This is a genomic window from Tannockella kyphosi, from assembly GCF_021054785.1.
Taxonomy (GTDB): Bacteria; Bacillota_I; Bacilli_A; order Erysipelotrichales; family Coprobacillaceae; genus Tannockella; species Tannockella kyphosi.
Map to the genome: position 1 here is coordinate 1346943 of NZ_CP088239.1, position 17329 is coordinate 1364271.

A 17329-nucleotide genomic window follows, 5' to 3' on the forward strand; every position below is an offset into this window, starting at 1 on the left:
ATGTCAAGTTTTTGAGTTATATTTAAAAAACTTTATGTTTTTATATTGTTTTTAAATTATGTTTTAATTATTATCGTTAAATGTTTTTTCTTATTTCTATCAAATCCCCAAATATCCTAAAAGATACTTGCATTAGGATGGCGGATTTACTTCCATAGTATCACTCACCACCTTTGCTTTTACACAACTATCATAGCTGATTGTTATTCAAAAGTCACTTTAGCTTTTCGTTTTATAAACCTTGATAAGTTTCCTAATTAAATATCCATTAAAAAAGAGGATTGGGAATCTTTTTATCCCAACCCTCAAAATCCTATATTCTAAGACATTTACATACTTTATTTCTCTACTCTTGTCAGCAAACAAACAGTTTCCACATGGTAAGTTTGAGGGAACATATCTACTGGTTGTGCTACAATAGCTTGATAGCCTTGCTCCTCTAAAATCTTAATATCTCTTGCTTGTGTAGACACATCACAAGATACATAAACTACTTTTTTAGGTTGTAGTTGTACTAAAGCCTGTAAAAATTCTGGAGAGCAACCTTTTCTTGGTGGATCCACAAAAACAACATCGATACGTTGTTTCTTTTCCACACAAGCTTGCATAAATTCAGCAGCATCATTACATACAAAAGTCGTATTTTTAATACCATTTGCTTGAGCATTCTTTTTTGCATCTTTAATAGCTTGAGGAATAATTTCAACCCCATAAACTTGTTTTACTTTTTTAGCAACACTTAGTGCAATAGTACCTATTCCACAATATGCATCCATAACAATATCTTTCTCACTTACTTGTGCTAGTTCAATTGCTTTACTATAAAGTACTTCTACTTGAATTGGATTAATTTGATAGAATGATTTTAATGAAATCTCAAAAGTATTCCCCAATAAAACATCCTTAATCTTTCCATTTCCATATAAAATAGTCTCTTTTTTACCAAGAATAACATTACTATCCTCATTATTTACATTATGAATAATTGTTTTAACCATCGGATATTTAGAAGTAATTTCTTTTACTAACTTCTCTGTATCTTTTAATTTTTGATATCTAGTAATAATAACTAACATCATTTCTCCTGTTGTATAACCATACTTCGTAAGAATATGACGAATATTACCTTTATATGTTTCTTTATTATAAGCTGTTTCTTTTGATTTTTCTAATAAACCTCTTGTAAAAGATACTACACTATTTGATAAATCATTTTGAATAGAACAATGTTCACATTCTACAATATCATTAGAATGTTGTTTATAAAAACCACTAACTAATCGATTATTTACTTGTCCTACTGGTACTTGTACTTTATTACGATAATACCAAGGATCATCCATTACTAAACAAGGTAATACTTCTACTGAAGATTTCCCTATTCTTTCCAAACAGTCTTTTACTCTTTTTGTTTTAAATACTAATTGTCCTTTTGTACTAATATGTTGTAGTTGACATCCTCCACAGCTATTATAAATGCTACATTTTGGACTAACACGATGTGGTGATTCTTTGGTTAAAGAGATTAAACGAGCAACTCCATAATTCTTTAATACTTTAATGACTTTTAATTGTCCTTTTTCACCAACAATCATATCATTTACAAAATAAGGAAAGTTATCTACTTTTACTACTCCTTTTCCTTCGTGGCTGAAGTCGATGCAAGTCGCTTCAAAATAATCATTTTTTTTCATAATTCTCCTTTAAAAAAACGAGCAGTGCTCGTTTTTACTCTGTTTCACTTTCTTGATCATCCTCTACTAATGATGATTCATAAGTTTCTAATACTTTATCTGTTGTGCTTTGGTCTGCAGGAGATGATGTAGTATAGGAAACATCTTCTACTGTTGCATGTTTTGTACCAAAAATAGGATAAGCTTCACTATCATCTGATGTCATAATAAATTCAACATCATATTGATATTCTCCATTAGAAATATTAAATGCTTGGCTATATTTAGAGCCTTCATAAGCATCATATCCTAATGCTACATCTAAATCTTCTAGGATACTTTCTGCTATTTCACAACCATCACTTTCTGATGTTTCTGGAACAAAGTCAATATCTATTTTAATAATTAAACATTCTACACTAATATCAAGACCTTCCACTGCTTCATTTTCTAAATAACTAGCAATTACATCATCGATTGCATCACTACTTAAAGCAATAGCTCCTGTACAACGTTCACCATAAACAGGTCCATCATTTTGTGAAGAACTATAAATATAATAAGCAAACGCTAAACCGGCAATAAGTACTAAAAGTAACAAACCATGCCATACTTTAAATTTATATTTAAATTTTTTCTTTTTCTTAGGCATTTCTGGTTCCTCATTACCTACTTCTTCTACTTTCGTTTCTTCTTCAAAAATAGCAACAGGCTCTATTTGTTCTGCTTCAAAAATAACATCTTGTTCTTCTACTTCTTCCAAAACAAATTCAGGTTCTTCTACTTCTATACTTGTTTCTTGTTCTGGTTCTAATACTATTTCAGATTCATCATCAAAATGAAATCTTTCCTTTTTACTCATTATCTCACTTCCTTCTTTTTACATTTTAACAAATTTTTGTTGAAAAGTACATTAAGAAATACGTTCTTTTAGTTGTTCGATTAATAATTTACTAGTCATACCTGGGTTTGCTTGTCCATTACTAGCTTTCATGATTTGTCCTACTAAGAATCCAACAGCACGATCTTTCCCATTACGATAGTCTTCAATTGATTGTTCATTAGCATCTAATACACCATTAATAATTACTAACAATTCAGCTGGTGAAGATATTTGTTTCATTTTCTTTTCTTCAATAATAATTTCAGGATCTTTTCCTTCCTTCATTAATATCTCAAATACTACTTTTGCTTGTTTATTAGAAATAGTTGCATCTTGGATAAAGTCAACCATTTTAGCAAGATATTCTGGTGTGATTTTTGTTTCAGTAATCACTAGATTCTCTTTATTTAAATAAGCTTGAATTTCTCCTAATAACCAGTTACATACAAATTTAGCGTGTTTTGTATATTGAATTGTTGCTTCAAAAAAATCTGAAACTTGTTTTGTTTGAACTAAGATATTAGCATCTACTAAACTAATACCTAATTCTTTTGTATAACGCAATACTCTTTTATCTGGCATTTCAGGTAAGTTATTTTTAATTTGTTTTACCCAAGCTGGATCTAAACGGATTGGTAAGATATTTGGTTCAGGATAGTATTTATAATCTACTGCATCTCCTTTGGCACGCATGATTGTTGTTTCTTTTTTGTCTTCATCATAACGCATTGTGTTTTGAATAACACTACCACCTTCTAATAAGATTTTTTCTTGTCTTTTTCCTTCTACTTCAACTGCTTTTTGAACATTAGAAATAGAGTTTAAGTTTTTGATTTCAGTACGTGTTCCAAATTTATCACTACCATAAGGACGTAATGAAATATTAACATCACAACGCATCGAACCTTCTTCCATCTTAGCATCACTTACTTCTGTAAATAAGAAGATTTGTCTTAGTTTTTCTAAGTATGCTGCAGCTGCTTTTCCTGAACGAATAGTTGGTTTCGTAACAATTTCAATTAATGGAATACCTGCTCGATTATAATCTAATAAAGAATAATCATCAAAATGTAACTGTTTTGCAGTATCTTCTTCCATATGTAGTCTTTCGATTTCGATAACTTCTATTTTCCCATCGACATTAATTTCTATTTTACCATTTCTACCAATAGGACGACGATCCTGTGTGATTTGGAATCCTTTTGGTAAGTCTGCATAATAATAATTTTTACGATCAAAACAAACTAGTTCATCAATTTCCATATCAAGTGCATGACATACACGCAAAGCATATTCTACGCCTGCTTTATTTAAAACTGGCATTGTTCCAGTCATCCCCATATCAACTTGATTAATCATTGTATTTGGTGCTTTACCAAAGCTTACTGGAGCATTAGAAAACATTTTTGTATTTGTTGTTAATTCGCAATGAACCTCTAGTCCAATTACTGTTTCAAAATTCATCTCTAATCCTCCCTCTTATATTGATTTTTAAATGTTAAAACATTTTCTAAAGCATAAGAAACATTAAGAACAGTTTGTTCTTCAAAAATACGTCCCATTAAATTTACTGCAATAGGCATATCTTCTACAAAACCAGTAGGCAATGTTAAACTAGGTGTTCCGGCAAAGTTTCCTAACGCTAAATGATTTTCTAAAATAACATACTCACTTGATGTTACATCATCACTTGCATTTGCTTCTGTTTCTTTAGGTGCAATTGTTCCTGCATTTGGAGTTAAAATAATATCATATTCTTGATATACTCGATTTAATTCTTCTACAATGAGTCTTCTTACTCTTTGTGCTTGTCTAAACATCTTTTCTTGATTTTCAGTAGCTAAAGCTAAGTTTCCTAAAATAAAACGTCTTTTAATATGATCTCCAAAACCATGTGTTCTAGATGCAATCATTACTTCATCTGTTGAATCAGCTATTTGGAAGTCACCATATTTAATACCATCTAAACAAGAATGGTTACTTGTTGCTTCACTATTTGCAATGATTTTATAAGTAGGTAAAATAGCTTTTAATAAAGTAATATCCATTTCTACTTCTTCTACAATAGCTCCTAATTCTTTTAACTTAGTTACGGTATCTTCAAAATTCTTTTTTATTTCTTGATTACTAATTTCATCTACTACTGATTTTAATACTGCAATCTTTAAACCTTTTATATCCTCATTTAAATTATCTAAATATGCTGGTACTTCTAAATAACTAGAAGTCATATCACGATCATCACGTCCTGCTAATGTTTCTATTACAATCGCCATATCTCGAACATTTCTTGTAAAAGCACCTACTGTATCTAAACTAGATGCATATGGAATAACTCCATAACGTGAAATTCTTCCCCATGTTGGCTTAAATCCAACAATACCACAATAACCTGCTGGTTTACGAATAGAGTCTCCTGTATCACTTCCTAAAGCAAAAGGAACAACCCCACATGCTACAGAAGCAGCACTTCCTCCTGACGAACCACCACTAATACGTGTTGTATCCCAAGGATTTAAAACTGGACCAGTTAGAGCTGATTTATTAGTTCCACCCATCGCAAGTTCATCCATACTTGCTTTTGCTACTAGACACATATTTGCATCAAATAGTTTTTCCACTACACTAGCACTATATACTGGTACATAGTTTTCTAACATTCTAGAAGATGCCGTTGTTTTAATACCTTTGGTATTATAATTATCTTTTAAGACACCTGGAATTCCAGCTAATAAGTTATCTTCTTTTATAGTAGCATTTGCTAGTTGTTCAAGTGCTTTTTCTTTTGTAATAGTTACAAAAAGATTTAAACGTTGTTGTTGTTTTTCAACTTCTTGGAAAAGTTCTTGATAATATGCTTCTTTATCAAAGTTATCACTTATTAATAATTGATGTAATTGTTCAATCGTTTTTGCTTCCATTATCCCACCACCTTCGGTACTTTAATTTGATTATCTTGAACTGAAGTAGCATTTTGTAATGCTTCCTTTGTTTCTAATACTTCTCCTACTACATCTTCTCTTAAAAAAGAAGTTTCTATTTCATAAGGATAAGCCATTGGCTCTACCCCAGTAGTATCAATATTTGCTAGTACTGCAACATGTTGCATAAATACTTCATATTCTTCTACTAATTCTGGCATTTGTTCATCAGTAATTGAAAACATTGTTTTCAACCCCAATTTTCTTAACATCTCTTCTTTATTTTCCATCATCCATTCTCCTAATATCCTAATATATATGTTTTAGCATCTTGGTTAACATCTTTTACAATCATTGCTTCTAAACTATCCTGCGAATAAACCATTGCTGTATAATCAATATTTAATTCTATATCATTCATCTCACTAGCAAGTACACCAATACAATATTCTAATTCAACATAAGTTTTAACATTAGCCGTGACTTTGATTGTAAAACTAGTCAGTGTTTCATCATAATACATCCCATAAGCTACTACTCCTACCGATTCTAAAGAAACACTTTTTAAATTTGTTTTCATTAAAGAAATACTATTCGATAGTTCTGGGTCAATTGTCTCTGCATCCGTACTTGTAAATACTACTTCTTGGAAACTAACTTCATTACTAGTACCTAATACATTTTCTTCACTATAAGTTTCTAAAATATAAGCCCCACTATACCATGAAGAGCTAGAATCATTTGCTTGATAAACACAAATCAAAATAGGTAAGCTAGTATATTCACTAAAAGTAGCATCATTTTGAATATAAGAATATAACGTTTCTGTTGCTTGGGTCGCATATTCTAAAATATAAGCATCTGTTAAACCACCTGTTATAGATTCATAAGTTCCTTCTTCTGTTTTTGTTAAAGGATCTAAAATAATACTAAATGATAATCCTACTAAATCATAGCTATCATCATTTTTTTGATAGAAATCTAATTCATAAACAGAACTAGTCATAATAACACTAGTATATCCTTCAATAATATCATCTTGAGCTGGTTGTAATGTATAGGTGTTGCTATCACTTGCCCACAATAATAAATCACTATAAGAATCAGATTGTGTTAATAACTGACCTTCTGCCATATAATGATTATTTGTAGAAAAATAATCTGTTGATAAATATTCTAAATCACGACCTACTTTTTGCCAGTCACTACTTTGATTGTAATTATTATAATATTCATTTCTTCCAGTGTAAGCATCAAATTGAACAACTGGATAGTAAGTAGAACCTAAACTATCAGCACTTGTTACTACTTGACTATCATTTTGTTCTACTGTTTCTTGGATTTGACTACAACCACTTAAAAGTAAAACCATACAAATTGTGATTAATGTTTTTTTCATTTTTTACCTCCAATTTTTGTACATTATAACATAATATTATTGATTAATCATCTCTAAAAACTGTTGTTCATCTACAATAACAACACCTAAAGATTGTGCTTTTACTAACTTACTTCCAGCATTAGCTCCAGCTAATAAATAGTCTGTTTTTTTAGATACAGAACCACTTAATTTACCACCTCTAGCTTCAATCATAGCACCAGCTTCTTTACGTGACATGGTATCTAATGTACCAGTTACAACAAAAGTAAGACCTTCTAAACGATTATCTACTAATGTTGTCTTTTGATTTTCAACAATAACTCCAGCATCCATCATTCTTTGTAACATTTCAATATTTTCTTTATCATCAAAATAATCTTTAATTGCTTTTGCACTCACTTCTCCTATATCATTTACTTCTTGTAGTTCTTCACTACTAACATGATATAAAGCTGGAATACTCATAAAACGTTCCATAATGCTTTTAGCTGCTGCTTTTCCAACATTACTTATTCCTAAACTAGTTAATAGTTTGGTTGCTCCTTGGCTTTTAGAACCTTCTATTGCATTTAATAGATTATCAGTAGACTTTACTAACCCAATTATCTTTTTATCTAATAATTCTTGACGTTTTAAATGTAAATAATAAATATCACTAATATCTTTTACATATCCTTTATCAACTAGTGTTTCGACATACGCTAATCCAAATCCTTTTATATCCATTGCATCTCTTCCAACAAAATGAACAATGTTTCGAACTAACTTACTAGGACAATGTGGATTTACACATTTTAAGTCAGCTTCTTGATTATTACGAATTGCTTTTTGATGACATACTGGACAGTTTTCAGGTAATACATAAGGAACACTTGTTTCTTTTCTTTTTTCTTTTTTTACTTCTTTGATTTTAGGAATAATTTCTCCTGATTTATATACAACAATAGTATCCCCTAAACGAACATCTAAATCATTGATGAAATCTTGATTATGTAAAGTTGCTCTTGATACCGTTGTTCCACATAAACGAATTGGTTGGAAAATAGCTGTTGGTGTAATTCTACCAGTACGTCCAACTGATAATTCGATATCTAATAATTCTGTTTCTTTTTCTTCTGGAGGATATTTATAAGCTACTGCCCATCTAGGTACTTTTGAAGTTTGTCCTAAATATTCTCTTTGTGAATAGCTATCTATTTTAACTACAGCCCCATCAATATCATAACCTAACGTATCTCTTTGCATTCCAATCTTTTCAATCACTTGCCATACTTCTTCAAAAGTTTTACATAATTGATAATTATCAATTACTTTAATCCCTTGTTGTTTTAACCATGCATAACCTTCACTATGACTTTTAAAAGATTGTCCTATAATATCTTGAATATTAAAAATAAACATCGACAAATTACGATCTTTTGTTATTTGAGGATCTAACTGTCGTAATGTGCCGGCAGCACAATTACGAGGATTTGCAAAAATTTTCTTTCCTAAAATTACTTGTTGATCATTCACTTTTTCAAATACTTCATTTTTCATGTAAACTTCACCACGTATTTCTAAGTATTCGATTGGTTCTTTTAATTTTTTTACTACATCTTTAATAACGATTGCATTGGCACTAACGTCTTCTCCTTGCAAGATTCCATCACCACGAGTAATCGCTGTTGTAAATAGTCCATTTTGATATCGTAAAGCAACTGATAATCCATCTATTTTATATTCAACAACAAAAGTAGGATCTTCTAGTTTTTCTTGCATTTCTTTGATAAAAGCAGCTACTTCTTGCTTACTAAAAACATCTTGCAAGGATAACATCGGAACACGATGTTCTACTAAAACGCCAGCTTTTCTTTTTGCAAGTCCACCAACTTTTTGAGTTGGTGATTGGTTTGTTATATATTCAGGATGTTCTTTTTCTATTTGTTTTAATGATTGCATTAATTGATCATATTCATAATCACTTATTTCCGGGTCATCTTGATTATAGTAACGATTACTATGATATTCTATTGTTTCTATCAAAGTTTGATATGCTTGTTTTTGATCCATCTTTCTAACCCTTTCTATTTGAAAATTCATTCTTAAGTATACCAAAAAAATGGCATAAATAAAATGATAAATGCAAAACATCTATCACTTCATTTTTAATTTAATAACTTTTTAAAACATTGATGGCTAGCCATCAATGTTTTAATACCTGCTGGTAAACTAAAAGCAATATCTAGCGTTTGTCCATTAACTGCTACAACTACTCCTTTACCAAAATGATCATGACTTACAAAGTCTCCAATCTTCCAATCTTTTACTTCATTATCACCTACTAAATCTAGCTTTGGTGGTGTAATATAGTCACTTGTTTTATAAGTAGGTTTTTTACCAAGATGTTTTACTCCTGTAGTCCCTATTTCATTTAAAAAGCGACTTGCAAGTTTAGGAGAATTCATAATAAAGCTATAACCTTGACTATCTGTTAAAAACAATTGCCTTTTCGCTCTTGTAAAAGCAACATACGCTAATCGTCTTTCTTCTTCTAATCCTTCTTCTCCATCTTCTCCAATCGTACGGAAACTAGGGAATATCCCTTCACTTAGCCCAATTACAAAAACATAGTTAGACTCTAATCCTTTGGCCATATGAATAGACATCATACTTACAAACTGCTCTCCTTGATCACGATCACTATCTGTGAATAAGGCAATATCTTGTAAATAATTTTCAATAGATGCGGTTTCAGGATTCGCATTTTGATAATCAAAAATAGCTCTTTTTAATTCATTAATATTATCAATACGATTCTCTTCCACATCTTTACGTAACATTTCCATATAACCAACATCTTCTAATAAATCCTCAAAAATCAAATGCATTGCTTTTGAAGAAGATCTTGCTTTTAAAAGTGCATTCGCTAATATTTGTACTTCTTTTTTTGTTTTAGAAGAGAAGTTTATTTCATTACTATGAAATAATAAAGCATCTAAATAATCTATTTGATAGTTAAGTGCTACATACTGTATTTTCTCTAATGTTTTATTTCCTATTCCTCTTGTTGGAACATTAATAATCCGTTCAAACGATAAATCATCATTATAAGCAACTAAACGCAAATAACTCAAAGCATCTTTCACTTCTTTTCTTTGAAAAAACTTTAATCCCCCATAAATACGATAATCTATTTTACGACGAATCATTGCTTGTTCTAAGTTTCTAGATAAATAATTTGCACGATATAAAATTAAAAAATCACTATAATTAATACCTTCTTCCTTATTAATAATTTCTTCTATTTGATCACATACATACTCTGCTTCTTGTTCTTCACTTGCAGCCATATAATGAACTACCTCTTTACCTATATCAAGATTAGTATAAAGATCTTTTTTTAAACGATTTTGATTGTTTCTTATTAACTTATTAGAAACACTTAAAATATTCTTACTAGAACGATAATTACGATCCAATGTAATGGTTTTAGAACCTACAAAATCTTTATCAAAATCTAAAATATATTGAATATTAGCTCCTCTAAAACTATATATAGTTTGATCAGGATCCCCTACTACACAAACCGTAGCAAACTTAGAAAGCATTAAAATCATACGATATTCAATATCTCCAACATCTTGAAACTCATCTACATGAATAAACTGAAACTTATGTTGCCATTTTTGTAAAACATCAGGATAGTTTTCAAACAATACCATTGTTTTTAATAACAAATCATCAAAATCTAATAAGAATTGTTTTTCTTGATAAGCTAAATATTCTTCATAAATCACTGCTTTTTTATATTCTCCTTCAAATTGACCAGCTAATTGTTTTGCTTTTTCTGGAGAAATATTTGCCATTTTATAATTTGAAATAGAATGCAATGCACTCTTATAAGAAATTGTTTTTAAAGGGATTTCTAATTGTTTATAAATCTTTTTTAATAATGCTTTTTGGTCTTCTTCATCCATAATAATAAAACTACCTGGATACCCTAAAACTTGAATATGTTGTCTTAAAATACGAACACAAAGAGAATGAATGGTACAAATCAAAGACATGTTTCCACCTATCCCTAATATCCCATTTACTCTTTCTTTCATTTCATTAGCAGCTTTATTTGTAAAAGTGATCGCAAGTATTTTACGTGGATCTACTCCAATATTTTGAATCAAATGAGCAATACGATACGTTACTACTCTTGTTTTACCAGAACCAGCTCCAGCAATAATACGCAAATGTCCATCTAAATAAGTTGCTGCTTTTGCTTGATTTTCATTTAATAATGTTTCTATTTCCATCTTGCCCTCCAAAAAATAAAAAGAACAAAATGTTCTTAATATTGATGTGATTTTTTAACGATATCTTGAATATTTTCAATTCCCATATCATCTAATATCTGATTCATTTCTTCAATAATAGTAGGACACGCATAAGGATCTACTAGATTTTGACAACCTACTGCAACAGCACTAGCCCCTGCCATCATCATTTCAATCGCATCTGCTCCACTACTAATTCCACCCATTCCAATAACGGGAATACTAACTGCTTGGCTTACTTGATAAACCATACGTAAAGCAACTGGGAAAATCGCTGGTCCAGAATAACCACCTGTTTTATTAGCGATAATTGGTTTCCCTGTTTTTAAATCAAAACGCATACCTATCAATGTATTAATCATTGTAATACCATCTGCTCCAGCTTCTTCTATTGCTTTTGCCATTGCCACAATATCTGTTACATTTGGTGATAATTTTATATATACCGGTACTTGACTTACTTCTTTAATTGCTTTTGTTAGTGTTGCTGCCATTTGTGGATCAGTACCGAATTGAATACCTCCTGCTTTTACATTAGGACAAGAAATATTAATTTCTAATGCACCAATCATTGGATGTCTTGATATTATTTTAGCACATTCTACATAATCTTCAAAACAACTACCTGCTACATTTGCAATTACTTTATCATCATATACCTTTGATAATTGTACTAATTCTTTTTCCATTACAGCATAAACACCTGGATTTTGTAATCCAATCGCATTTAACATCCCACTAGGTCCTTCTGCAATACGTGGTAATGGATTACCAAAACGTGCTTCTAAAGTAGTTCCTTTTAACATCATTGAACCCAACACATTAATATCATAAAACTTTGAAAATTCATAACCAAACCCAAAAGTACCACTAGCTGGTATAACTGGATTTTTCATGTTTAATCCTGGTAAATTTACTTGTAAATTAGCCATTCACAATTACCTCCTTTGCTAGTAAGACCGGTCCTTCTACACAAATACGTTTATAAGGTGATGTTTTTGTCTTACAAGAACATCCCATACATGCACCAAATCCACATCCCATGCGAGCTTCAAAAGAAAGCTCTCCAAAATCAGGATATGCTTCTACTAATGCATCTAACATTCTTTCTGGTCCACATGTATAATAATAATCAAATGTAATATTTTCATGTTTAATAACATCTAAAACATTCCCTTTTTGACCCATTGTACCATCATTAGTAGCAATATAAACTTTTGAAAATTCTTTAAATTTATCAACATAAAAAACATCTTCTTTACTTGCAAACCCTAATACAGTTGTTACTTTTACACCCATACTCGCTAATTCTTTTCCTAGTTTATAAAGTGGTGGTGTTCCTAACCCTCCACCTATTAAGACTACACTAGCAAGGTCTTGAATTGAAAAACCATTTCCTAATCCAATTAAACAATCAATAGTAGAACCAATTTCTTTATTCTTTAATATTTCAGTACCTTGACCCACTACTTTAAATACAGTCGTTAATGAATTATCATCATAATCACTAATAGACATTGGTCTTCTTAAATAAGGTTGTAAACTATTATTTATTTTCATATTAATAAATTGTCCAGGAGCACTAATATACTTTACACCAGGACCTACTAATACCATTTCATATACATCTTTTGCTATATTAGTAATACTTTTTATTACTAATTCATCTTGATAATTTTTCATTCCACTTCCTCCAATTTTGTCACTTTTCCATCCAAAATATGATAACTTACATATCCTTGACATTTTACTCCTAAAAATGGTGTATTACAAGATGCAGACTGAATATTTTCTTCACTAATGACATACTCTTTTTGTAAATCTAACACACATAAATTTGCTTTCGCACCAACTTCAAAATGATGATTTAACCCTAATATATTGGCCGGGTTATCTGCCATACATAATAGTACTGTTTCTAAATCAACTAATCCTTTTTTTATAATATAAGTATTCATTAAACTAAAAGCATGTTGGTTCCCAATAATACCAAAAGGAGCAAGATCGATTGGTTTCATTTTTTCTTCTCTACTATGAGGAGCATGATCAGTAGCAATTACTTTAATTGTACCATCATTAAGTCCTTCTATAATCGCTAGTAAATCTGCTTTACTACGTAGAGGAGGATTCATTTTATAGTTAGGATGACAATCTTTAATGTTTTCATCTGTTAAAATAATATGATGAGGACAAACTTCTCCAGAAACTTGTTTTAATTCTTTTTTAGCTAGACGCAAAGCTGCTACTGTTTCTTTAGTTGAAATATGACAAATATGATAACGATTTTGATATTTTTTAACCATTTCTAAATCACGAATAGCATGATTATATTCGGAAGCATTATTAATACCTTTTAATTGATGTTCTTTGGCATAAGCACCATCATGAATACAAGCCCCCGGTACTAATTCTTCTTCATCTTCACAATGAGCAACAATAATAGAATTTACAGATTTTGCTTGTTTCATCGCTTCTGCCATGATTTCAGTAGATTGAACACCTTTTCCATCATCACTAAAACCAAGTATATTCATCGTACTATTTGTTTGAAAGTCTACTAATTCTTTTCCTGCTAACCCTTTTGTTATTGCACTATATGTATAAGTATGAATAAAACTATCTTTTTTAACTCTTTGATAAAAATCTTCTATTACTTCTTTATTATCCATGCAAGGAATCGTATTAGCCATAGCCACTAAATGCGTATATCCACCATACATGGCACTACGAGTTCCACTTTTAATTGTTTCTTTGTATTCAAAACCTGGTTCTCTTAAATGAACATGCATATCTATAAATCCTAATGTTACTAATTGATTAGAAACATCAATAATTGTTCCTTTTTCTTGTGTATTAGCTTCTATTTTCACAATTTTATCTGCTTCCATAACAACATCTAAATGTTGTATTTTACCTTGATAAAATATATCTCCATTCTTTAAAATAATCTTTTCCATTGTCTATCCTCCTAATTCACCTTATCATATCAAAAGATATCTCTATTTACAATCATTATGAAAAATAAGACACTAGTGTCTTATTTATATTTTTCTTTTAGTGCTTCTTCCACACATTCTGGTACTAGTGAAGCAACACTACGATGATGACTTGCCATTTCTTTTACAGTAGAAGAAGAAATATAAGAATGTGATGGTTTTGTCATTAAAAAAACCATATCTATTTCATCATCTAAATATTGATTAGAAAAAGCTAACTGTAATTCATATTCAAAATCCATTGTGGCACGTAAACCACGGACTAATACAGATGCTTGCATATCTTTTGCATAAACTACTGCTAGTTTAGAAGATGCATCCGCTTTTACATTTGAATAGTTTTTTGTACTTTCTTGGATTAGTTTTATTCTTTGTTCAATAGAAAACAATCCTACTTTATTAGGATTTTCAAAGATAGTAACATATAATTCATCATACATTTTACTTGCTCTTTGGATAATATCCATATGTCCATTTGTAATTGGATCAAAAGTTCCAGCATAAACAGCTATTTTCTTTTCCATTTTTATTCCCCTTTATATCGATATATGTGTAAAGCTGTAATACCATAATTCACTTCTTTTATACATTCTAATTGGTTTATTTGTGGTAAGATAGCTTCTTTTATTTCTTCTACTACAATGATTGCATCATTTTCTAGTAAGTTATGTTCTACTAAATAAGATAAGGTATAGTTAGCCATTTCTTTACCATAAGGCGGATCTAAGAATACATATTGGAATTGTTGATTTTCATTTTTGAATTTTTCCAATGCTTTTTTATAATCCATTTTATAAACATTCGCATTTTCTATTTTTAAAGTTGCAACATTTTCTTTGATTACTTTAAAAGCTTCTAAATTACTATCTACACTAATTAGTTTCGTACATCCTCTACTCATTGCTTCAATACCTAATCCACCACTACCACCAAACAAATCCAAAACACATCCCCCATCAAAATAAGGACCAATAATATTAAATAAATTTTCTTTGTTTCGATCAGTAGTTGGTCTTGTTGAATTTGATTTTACAGTTTTTAAAGTACGACTTTTATATGTTCCTGCTATAACTCGCATATTCCCTCCTACAAATGAAATTTTGTTGTTTTTAATTCATCACTAATATCTTTAAAAACAATATTTGTTATTTGTTGTAAATGTTCTTCTAATAAATAATAAGCATCATAATATTCTTGAATATAAGGATGTTTTGATACCTTTTCTTTGATTTGTTTTACTACTTCTTTTGCTTGTTTTTCATCTTGTTTATATCTTCTAGCTAGCTCATATTGTTCTAGTGATGCTTGATATTCTTTTAAAAGAAGTTGTAATTGTGAATCTTGTAATTGTTTTTCTTTTAAAATGAATTGTTGATAACATTCTTCTTGTTTGATTGCTAGTACTAGTTTTTCAATTATTTCTTCCATATTTCTCCTATAACAACATTTCCATCATTGATAAAATCATGGACATCTTATCTAGTTTCGATTCCATTGTTTCTTTTGTTTCTATTTTAAACTTTTTTTCTAACTCTTTTTTCTTTTCTGGATACCTAGAAAGAGTAATATACCAAGAAGGATTTTCTTGCATATATAAGGCTAAAGAATCATTCATCGTACCACTTTGTAGTCTTTGATGAAGTTGTTTCTTTATTATCAGGCAAGAATGTTCCTAACATTGTTAATACTTTCTCAATTGAAGTTAGGCTATTACTAACTTGTTGCATATCTAAGTTTTTTACAATTTCATAAAGAGTAAGAAGATCAATTGTATTTGATTTGTTTTTATAAGGCAACCAAAATTTATCTTCTTTTCCATATAATATATATATTTCATAGAGTTGTTGCCAAGTATACCTTGAATTTAAGACATCTTCTTTAATACTAGGTATTGTTGCAATAAACTGTTTAAAGTCATCTAGTTTTGTCATGATTACACCTCTATTTAGTATATGTAATTACTAAATAATAAGTGCACCATTAGAGCTTAGATTTACGAATAATTGCTTGAGCAATTCCAATTGCTATAAAAGTAGCTATCGCTGATGTTCCCCCTGAAGAAACTAACAACAAAGGTACTCCTGTCATTGGTATTAAAGCAGATACACCACCTAAATTAATAAACAAATGCATAAAGAAATAAGTAGATATTCCTACTAAAATTAAACTATAAAATGTATTATTTGTTTTTCTAGAATGCATAAGCAAACGATAAATAATAATGCAAGTTGGAATCATAATAAAAGCTAACCCAAAGACTCCTAATTCTTCATAAATAATAGGACCAATAAAGTCACTTTGAGCAACCGGTATCCATCCGAATTTTTGTGTTGAATTACCAAAACCAGAACCAAATAAATCCCCATTAGCGAAAGCTACTAAAGAGTTTGCAATCTGGAAGGATGTATCTTGAACATCAGACAATGGTTGTAACCATGTCGTAATACGAGACACCTGATAACCTTGTAAAAAGAAGACTGCTAATAAAACTGTTCCTACCCCCACTATGATAATCGATACCATTTTAAAATTACGATAATACTTATTTTGAGCAAGTAAAAAGATAGCCCCACAAATACCCAACATAATAACCATTGAACCAGTATCATTTTGTACAAATACACCAACAATTAAGACAAGGATAATGTAAAGAAAAGGTCGTTGTAGACAGTACTTAAACTTATTTTTATAAAAAGCTTCTCTTGCTAGTTCACTAGAAAACTTCCCATTTACACTAAAACTATCTACTACCTCACTAAAATAATAAGACAAACATAAAATCATAATGATTTTCATTATTTCAGATGGTTGAATCGTCATAAACCCTAAGTCAATCCATGCATATGCTCCACTAGTTGGCTCAAATAGGCGACAAGCTAACATTGCCAGTAAACCTATTGTAAAGATAATATCAAAAAAACGAACAGAAAATTTCTTTGGATCAAACAATCTTGTTATCAAAGACATCAACGCAAAACCTATTCCAACAAATATTCCTTGTTTTATCATATTAGTAACTGGCCATGTTGCCCCATATTCATAAGCTTTTCCTACAGAAGCAGAACCAATCATTACAATACCAAACAAAGATAGAACTACTACACTTAAAAATATTAAACGGTCTCCACCCTTTGAATTTTTAAATAATTTAGATAAAAAACTCAT

17 protein-coding genes are annotated in these 17329 nt (G+C 30.1%); all 17 read right to left on the bottom strand.

All coding sequences use genetic code 11. The features are described from left to right. Nucleotides 1-338: 338 nt before the first annotated feature. Nucleotides 339-1694 (bottom strand): 23S rRNA (uracil(1939)-C(5))-methyltransferase RlmD, encoded by a 1356-nt coding sequence (rlmD, locus tag LRR82_RS06670; RefSeq protein ID WP_249028657.1) that lies wholly within the window; start codon nt 1692-1694, stop codon nt 339-341. 34 nt (nt 1695-1728) lie between these two features. Beyond that, complete coding sequence (locus tag LRR82_RS06675) at nt 1729-2535, bottom strand: hypothetical protein (protein WP_249028658.1); 807 nt, start codon at nt 2533-2535, stop codon at nt 1729-1731. A 51-nt stretch (nt 2536-2586) separates the two neighbouring features. Continuing rightward, nucleotides 2587-4020 (bottom strand): Asp-tRNA(Asn)/Glu-tRNA(Gln) amidotransferase subunit GatB, encoded by a 1434-nt coding sequence (gene gatB, locus LRR82_RS06680; protein WP_249028659.1) that lies wholly within the window; start codon nt 4018-4020, stop codon nt 2587-2589. A 2-nt stretch (nt 4021-4022) separates the two neighbouring features. Then, nucleotides 4023-5477 carry an Asp-tRNA(Asn)/Glu-tRNA(Gln) amidotransferase subunit GatA gene (gatA, locus tag LRR82_RS06685; protein WP_249028660.1) on the bottom strand — a complete coding sequence of 485 codons (1455 nt, stop codon included), beginning with the start codon at nt 5475-5477 and terminating at the stop codon, nt 4023-4025. Continuing rightward, nucleotides 5477-5770, bottom strand: coding sequence for an Asp-tRNA(Asn)/Glu-tRNA(Gln) amidotransferase subunit GatC (gatC, locus tag LRR82_RS06690; protein ID WP_249028661.1), 294 nt, complete (start codon nt 5768-5770; stop codon nt 5477-5479). Before gatC ends, gatA begins: the two co-directional genes overlap by 1 nt. 8 nt (nt 5771-5778) lie before the next feature. Beyond that, nucleotides 5779-6876, bottom strand: coding sequence for a CamS family sex pheromone protein (locus LRR82_RS06695; RefSeq protein WP_249028662.1), 1098 nt, complete (start codon nt 6874-6876; stop codon nt 5779-5781). Between the two features lie 36 nt (nt 6877-6912). Continuing rightward, nucleotides 6913-8910, bottom strand: coding sequence for an NAD-dependent DNA ligase LigA (gene ligA / locus LRR82_RS06700; protein WP_249028663.1), 1998 nt, complete (start codon nt 8908-8910; stop codon nt 6913-6915). 95 nt (nt 8911-9005) lie between these two features. Continuing rightward, nucleotides 9006-11147 carry an ATP-dependent helicase gene (locus LRR82_RS06705; RefSeq protein WP_249028664.1) on the bottom strand — a complete coding sequence of 714 codons (2142 nt, stop codon included), beginning with the start codon at nt 11145-11147 and terminating at the stop codon, nt 9006-9008. Nucleotides 11148-11182: 35 nt separating this feature from the next. Next, nucleotides 11183-12100: a dihydroorotate dehydrogenase gene (locus LRR82_RS06710; RefSeq protein ID WP_249028665.1), complete on the bottom strand. Its 918-nt coding sequence runs from the start codon at nt 12098-12100 to the stop codon at nt 11183-11185. Beyond that, the gene (locus tag LRR82_RS06715) at nt 12093-12851 is read right to left on the bottom strand and encodes a dihydroorotate dehydrogenase electron transfer subunit (protein WP_249028666.1); all 759 of its coding nucleotides are present in this window, start codon (nt 12849-12851) and stop codon (nt 12093-12095) included. The genes LRR82_RS06710 and LRR82_RS06715 overlap by 8 nt, the downstream gene beginning before the upstream one ends. Then, nucleotides 12848-14125, bottom strand: a complete 1278-nt coding sequence (locus LRR82_RS06720) for a dihydroorotase (protein ID WP_249028667.1) — start codon at nt 14123-14125, stop codon at nt 12848-12850. Before LRR82_RS06720 ends, LRR82_RS06715 begins: the two co-directional genes overlap by 4 nt. Before the next feature lie 80 nt (nt 14126-14205). Then, complete coding sequence (gene coaD, locus LRR82_RS06725) at nt 14206-14688, bottom strand: pantetheine-phosphate adenylyltransferase (protein WP_249028668.1); 483 nt, start codon at nt 14686-14688, stop codon at nt 14206-14208. A gap of 2 nt (nt 14689-14690) precedes the next feature. Beyond that, nucleotides 14691-15242, bottom strand: a complete 552-nt coding sequence (gene rsmD / locus LRR82_RS06730) for a 16S rRNA (guanine(966)-N(2))-methyltransferase RsmD (RefSeq protein ID WP_249028669.1) — start codon at nt 15240-15242, stop codon at nt 14691-14693. Nucleotides 15243-15250: 8 nt separating this feature from the next. Then, nucleotides 15251-15592, bottom strand: coding sequence for a YlbF family regulator (locus LRR82_RS06735; protein ID WP_249028670.1), 342 nt, complete (start codon nt 15590-15592; stop codon nt 15251-15253). 7 nt (nt 15593-15599) lie between these two features. Beyond that, nucleotides 15600-15779 carry a YlbE-like family protein gene (locus LRR82_RS06740; protein ID WP_249028671.1) on the bottom strand — a complete coding sequence of 60 codons (180 nt, stop codon included), beginning with the start codon at nt 15777-15779 and terminating at the stop codon, nt 15600-15602. Continuing rightward, nucleotides 15772-16095, bottom strand: coding sequence for a YlbD family protein (gene ylbD, locus LRR82_RS06745; RefSeq protein ID WP_249028672.1), 324 nt, complete (start codon nt 16093-16095; stop codon nt 15772-15774). Before ylbD ends, LRR82_RS06740 begins: the two co-directional genes overlap by 8 nt. A 49-nt stretch (nt 16096-16144) precedes the next feature. Continuing rightward, complete coding sequence (locus LRR82_RS06750; RefSeq protein WP_249028673.1) at nt 16145-17329, bottom strand: FtsW/RodA/SpoVE family cell cycle protein; 1185 nt, start codon at nt 17327-17329, stop codon at nt 16145-16147.

What these genes read in the sequence shown, in the direction of transcription:
- rlmD (WP_249028657.1), bottom strand. Translation starts at nt 1,694, where the DNA reads ATGAAAAAAAATGATTATTTTGAAGCGACTTGCATCGACTTCAGCCAC.
- LRR82_RS06675 (WP_249028658.1), bottom strand. Translation starts at nt 2,535, where the DNA reads ATGAGTAAAAAGGAAAGATTTCATTTTGATGATGAATCTGAAATAGTA.
- gatB (WP_249028659.1), bottom strand. Translation starts at nt 4,020, where the DNA reads ATGAATTTTGAAACAGTAATTGGACTAGAGGTTCATTGCGAATTAACA.
- gatA (WP_249028660.1), bottom strand. Translation starts at nt 5,477, where the DNA reads ATGGAAGCAAAAACGATTGAACAATTACATCAATTATTAATAAGTGAT.
- gatC (WP_249028661.1), bottom strand. Translation starts at nt 5,770, where the DNA reads ATGATGGAAAATAAAGAAGAGATGTTAAGAAAATTGGGGTTGAAAACA.
- LRR82_RS06695 (WP_249028662.1), bottom strand. Translation starts at nt 6,876, where the DNA reads ATGAAAAAAACATTAATCACAATTTGTATGGTTTTACTTTTAAGTGGT.
- ligA (WP_249028663.1), bottom strand. Translation starts at nt 8,910, where the DNA reads ATGGATCAAAAACAAGCATATCAAACTTTGATAGAAACAATAGAATAT.
- LRR82_RS06705 (WP_249028664.1), bottom strand. Translation starts at nt 11,147, where the DNA reads ATGGAAATAGAAACATTATTAAATGAAAATCAAGCAAAAGCAGCAACT.
- LRR82_RS06710 (WP_249028665.1), bottom strand. Translation starts at nt 12,100, where the DNA reads ATGGCTAATTTACAAGTAAATTTACCAGGATTAAACATGAAAAATCCA.
- LRR82_RS06715 (WP_249028666.1), bottom strand. Translation starts at nt 12,851, where the DNA reads ATGAAAAATTATCAAGATGAATTAGTAATAAAAAGTATTACTAATATA.
- LRR82_RS06720 (WP_249028667.1), bottom strand. Translation starts at nt 14,125, where the DNA reads ATGGAAAAGATTATTTTAAAGAATGGAGATATATTTTATCAAGGTAAA.
- coaD (WP_249028668.1), bottom strand. Translation starts at nt 14,688, where the DNA reads ATGGAAAAGAAAATAGCTGTTTATGCTGGAACTTTTGATCCAATTACA.
- rsmD (WP_249028669.1), bottom strand. Translation starts at nt 15,242, where the DNA reads ATGCGAGTTATAGCAGGAACATATAAAAGTCGTACTTTAAAAACTGTA.
- LRR82_RS06735 (WP_249028670.1), bottom strand. Translation starts at nt 15,592, where the DNA reads ATGGAAGAAATAATTGAAAAACTAGTACTAGCAATCAAACAAGAAGAA.
- LRR82_RS06740 (WP_249028671.1), bottom strand. Translation starts at nt 15,779, where the DNA reads ATGAATGATTCTTTAGCCTTATATATGCAAGAAAATCCTTCTTGGTAT.
- ylbD (WP_249028672.1), bottom strand. Translation starts at nt 16,095, where the DNA reads ATGACAAAACTAGATGACTTTAAACAGTTTATTGCAACAATACCTAGT.
- LRR82_RS06750 (WP_249028673.1), bottom strand. Translation starts at nt 17,329, where the DNA reads ATGAGTTTTTTATCTAAATTATTTAAAAATTCAAAGGGTGGAGACCGT.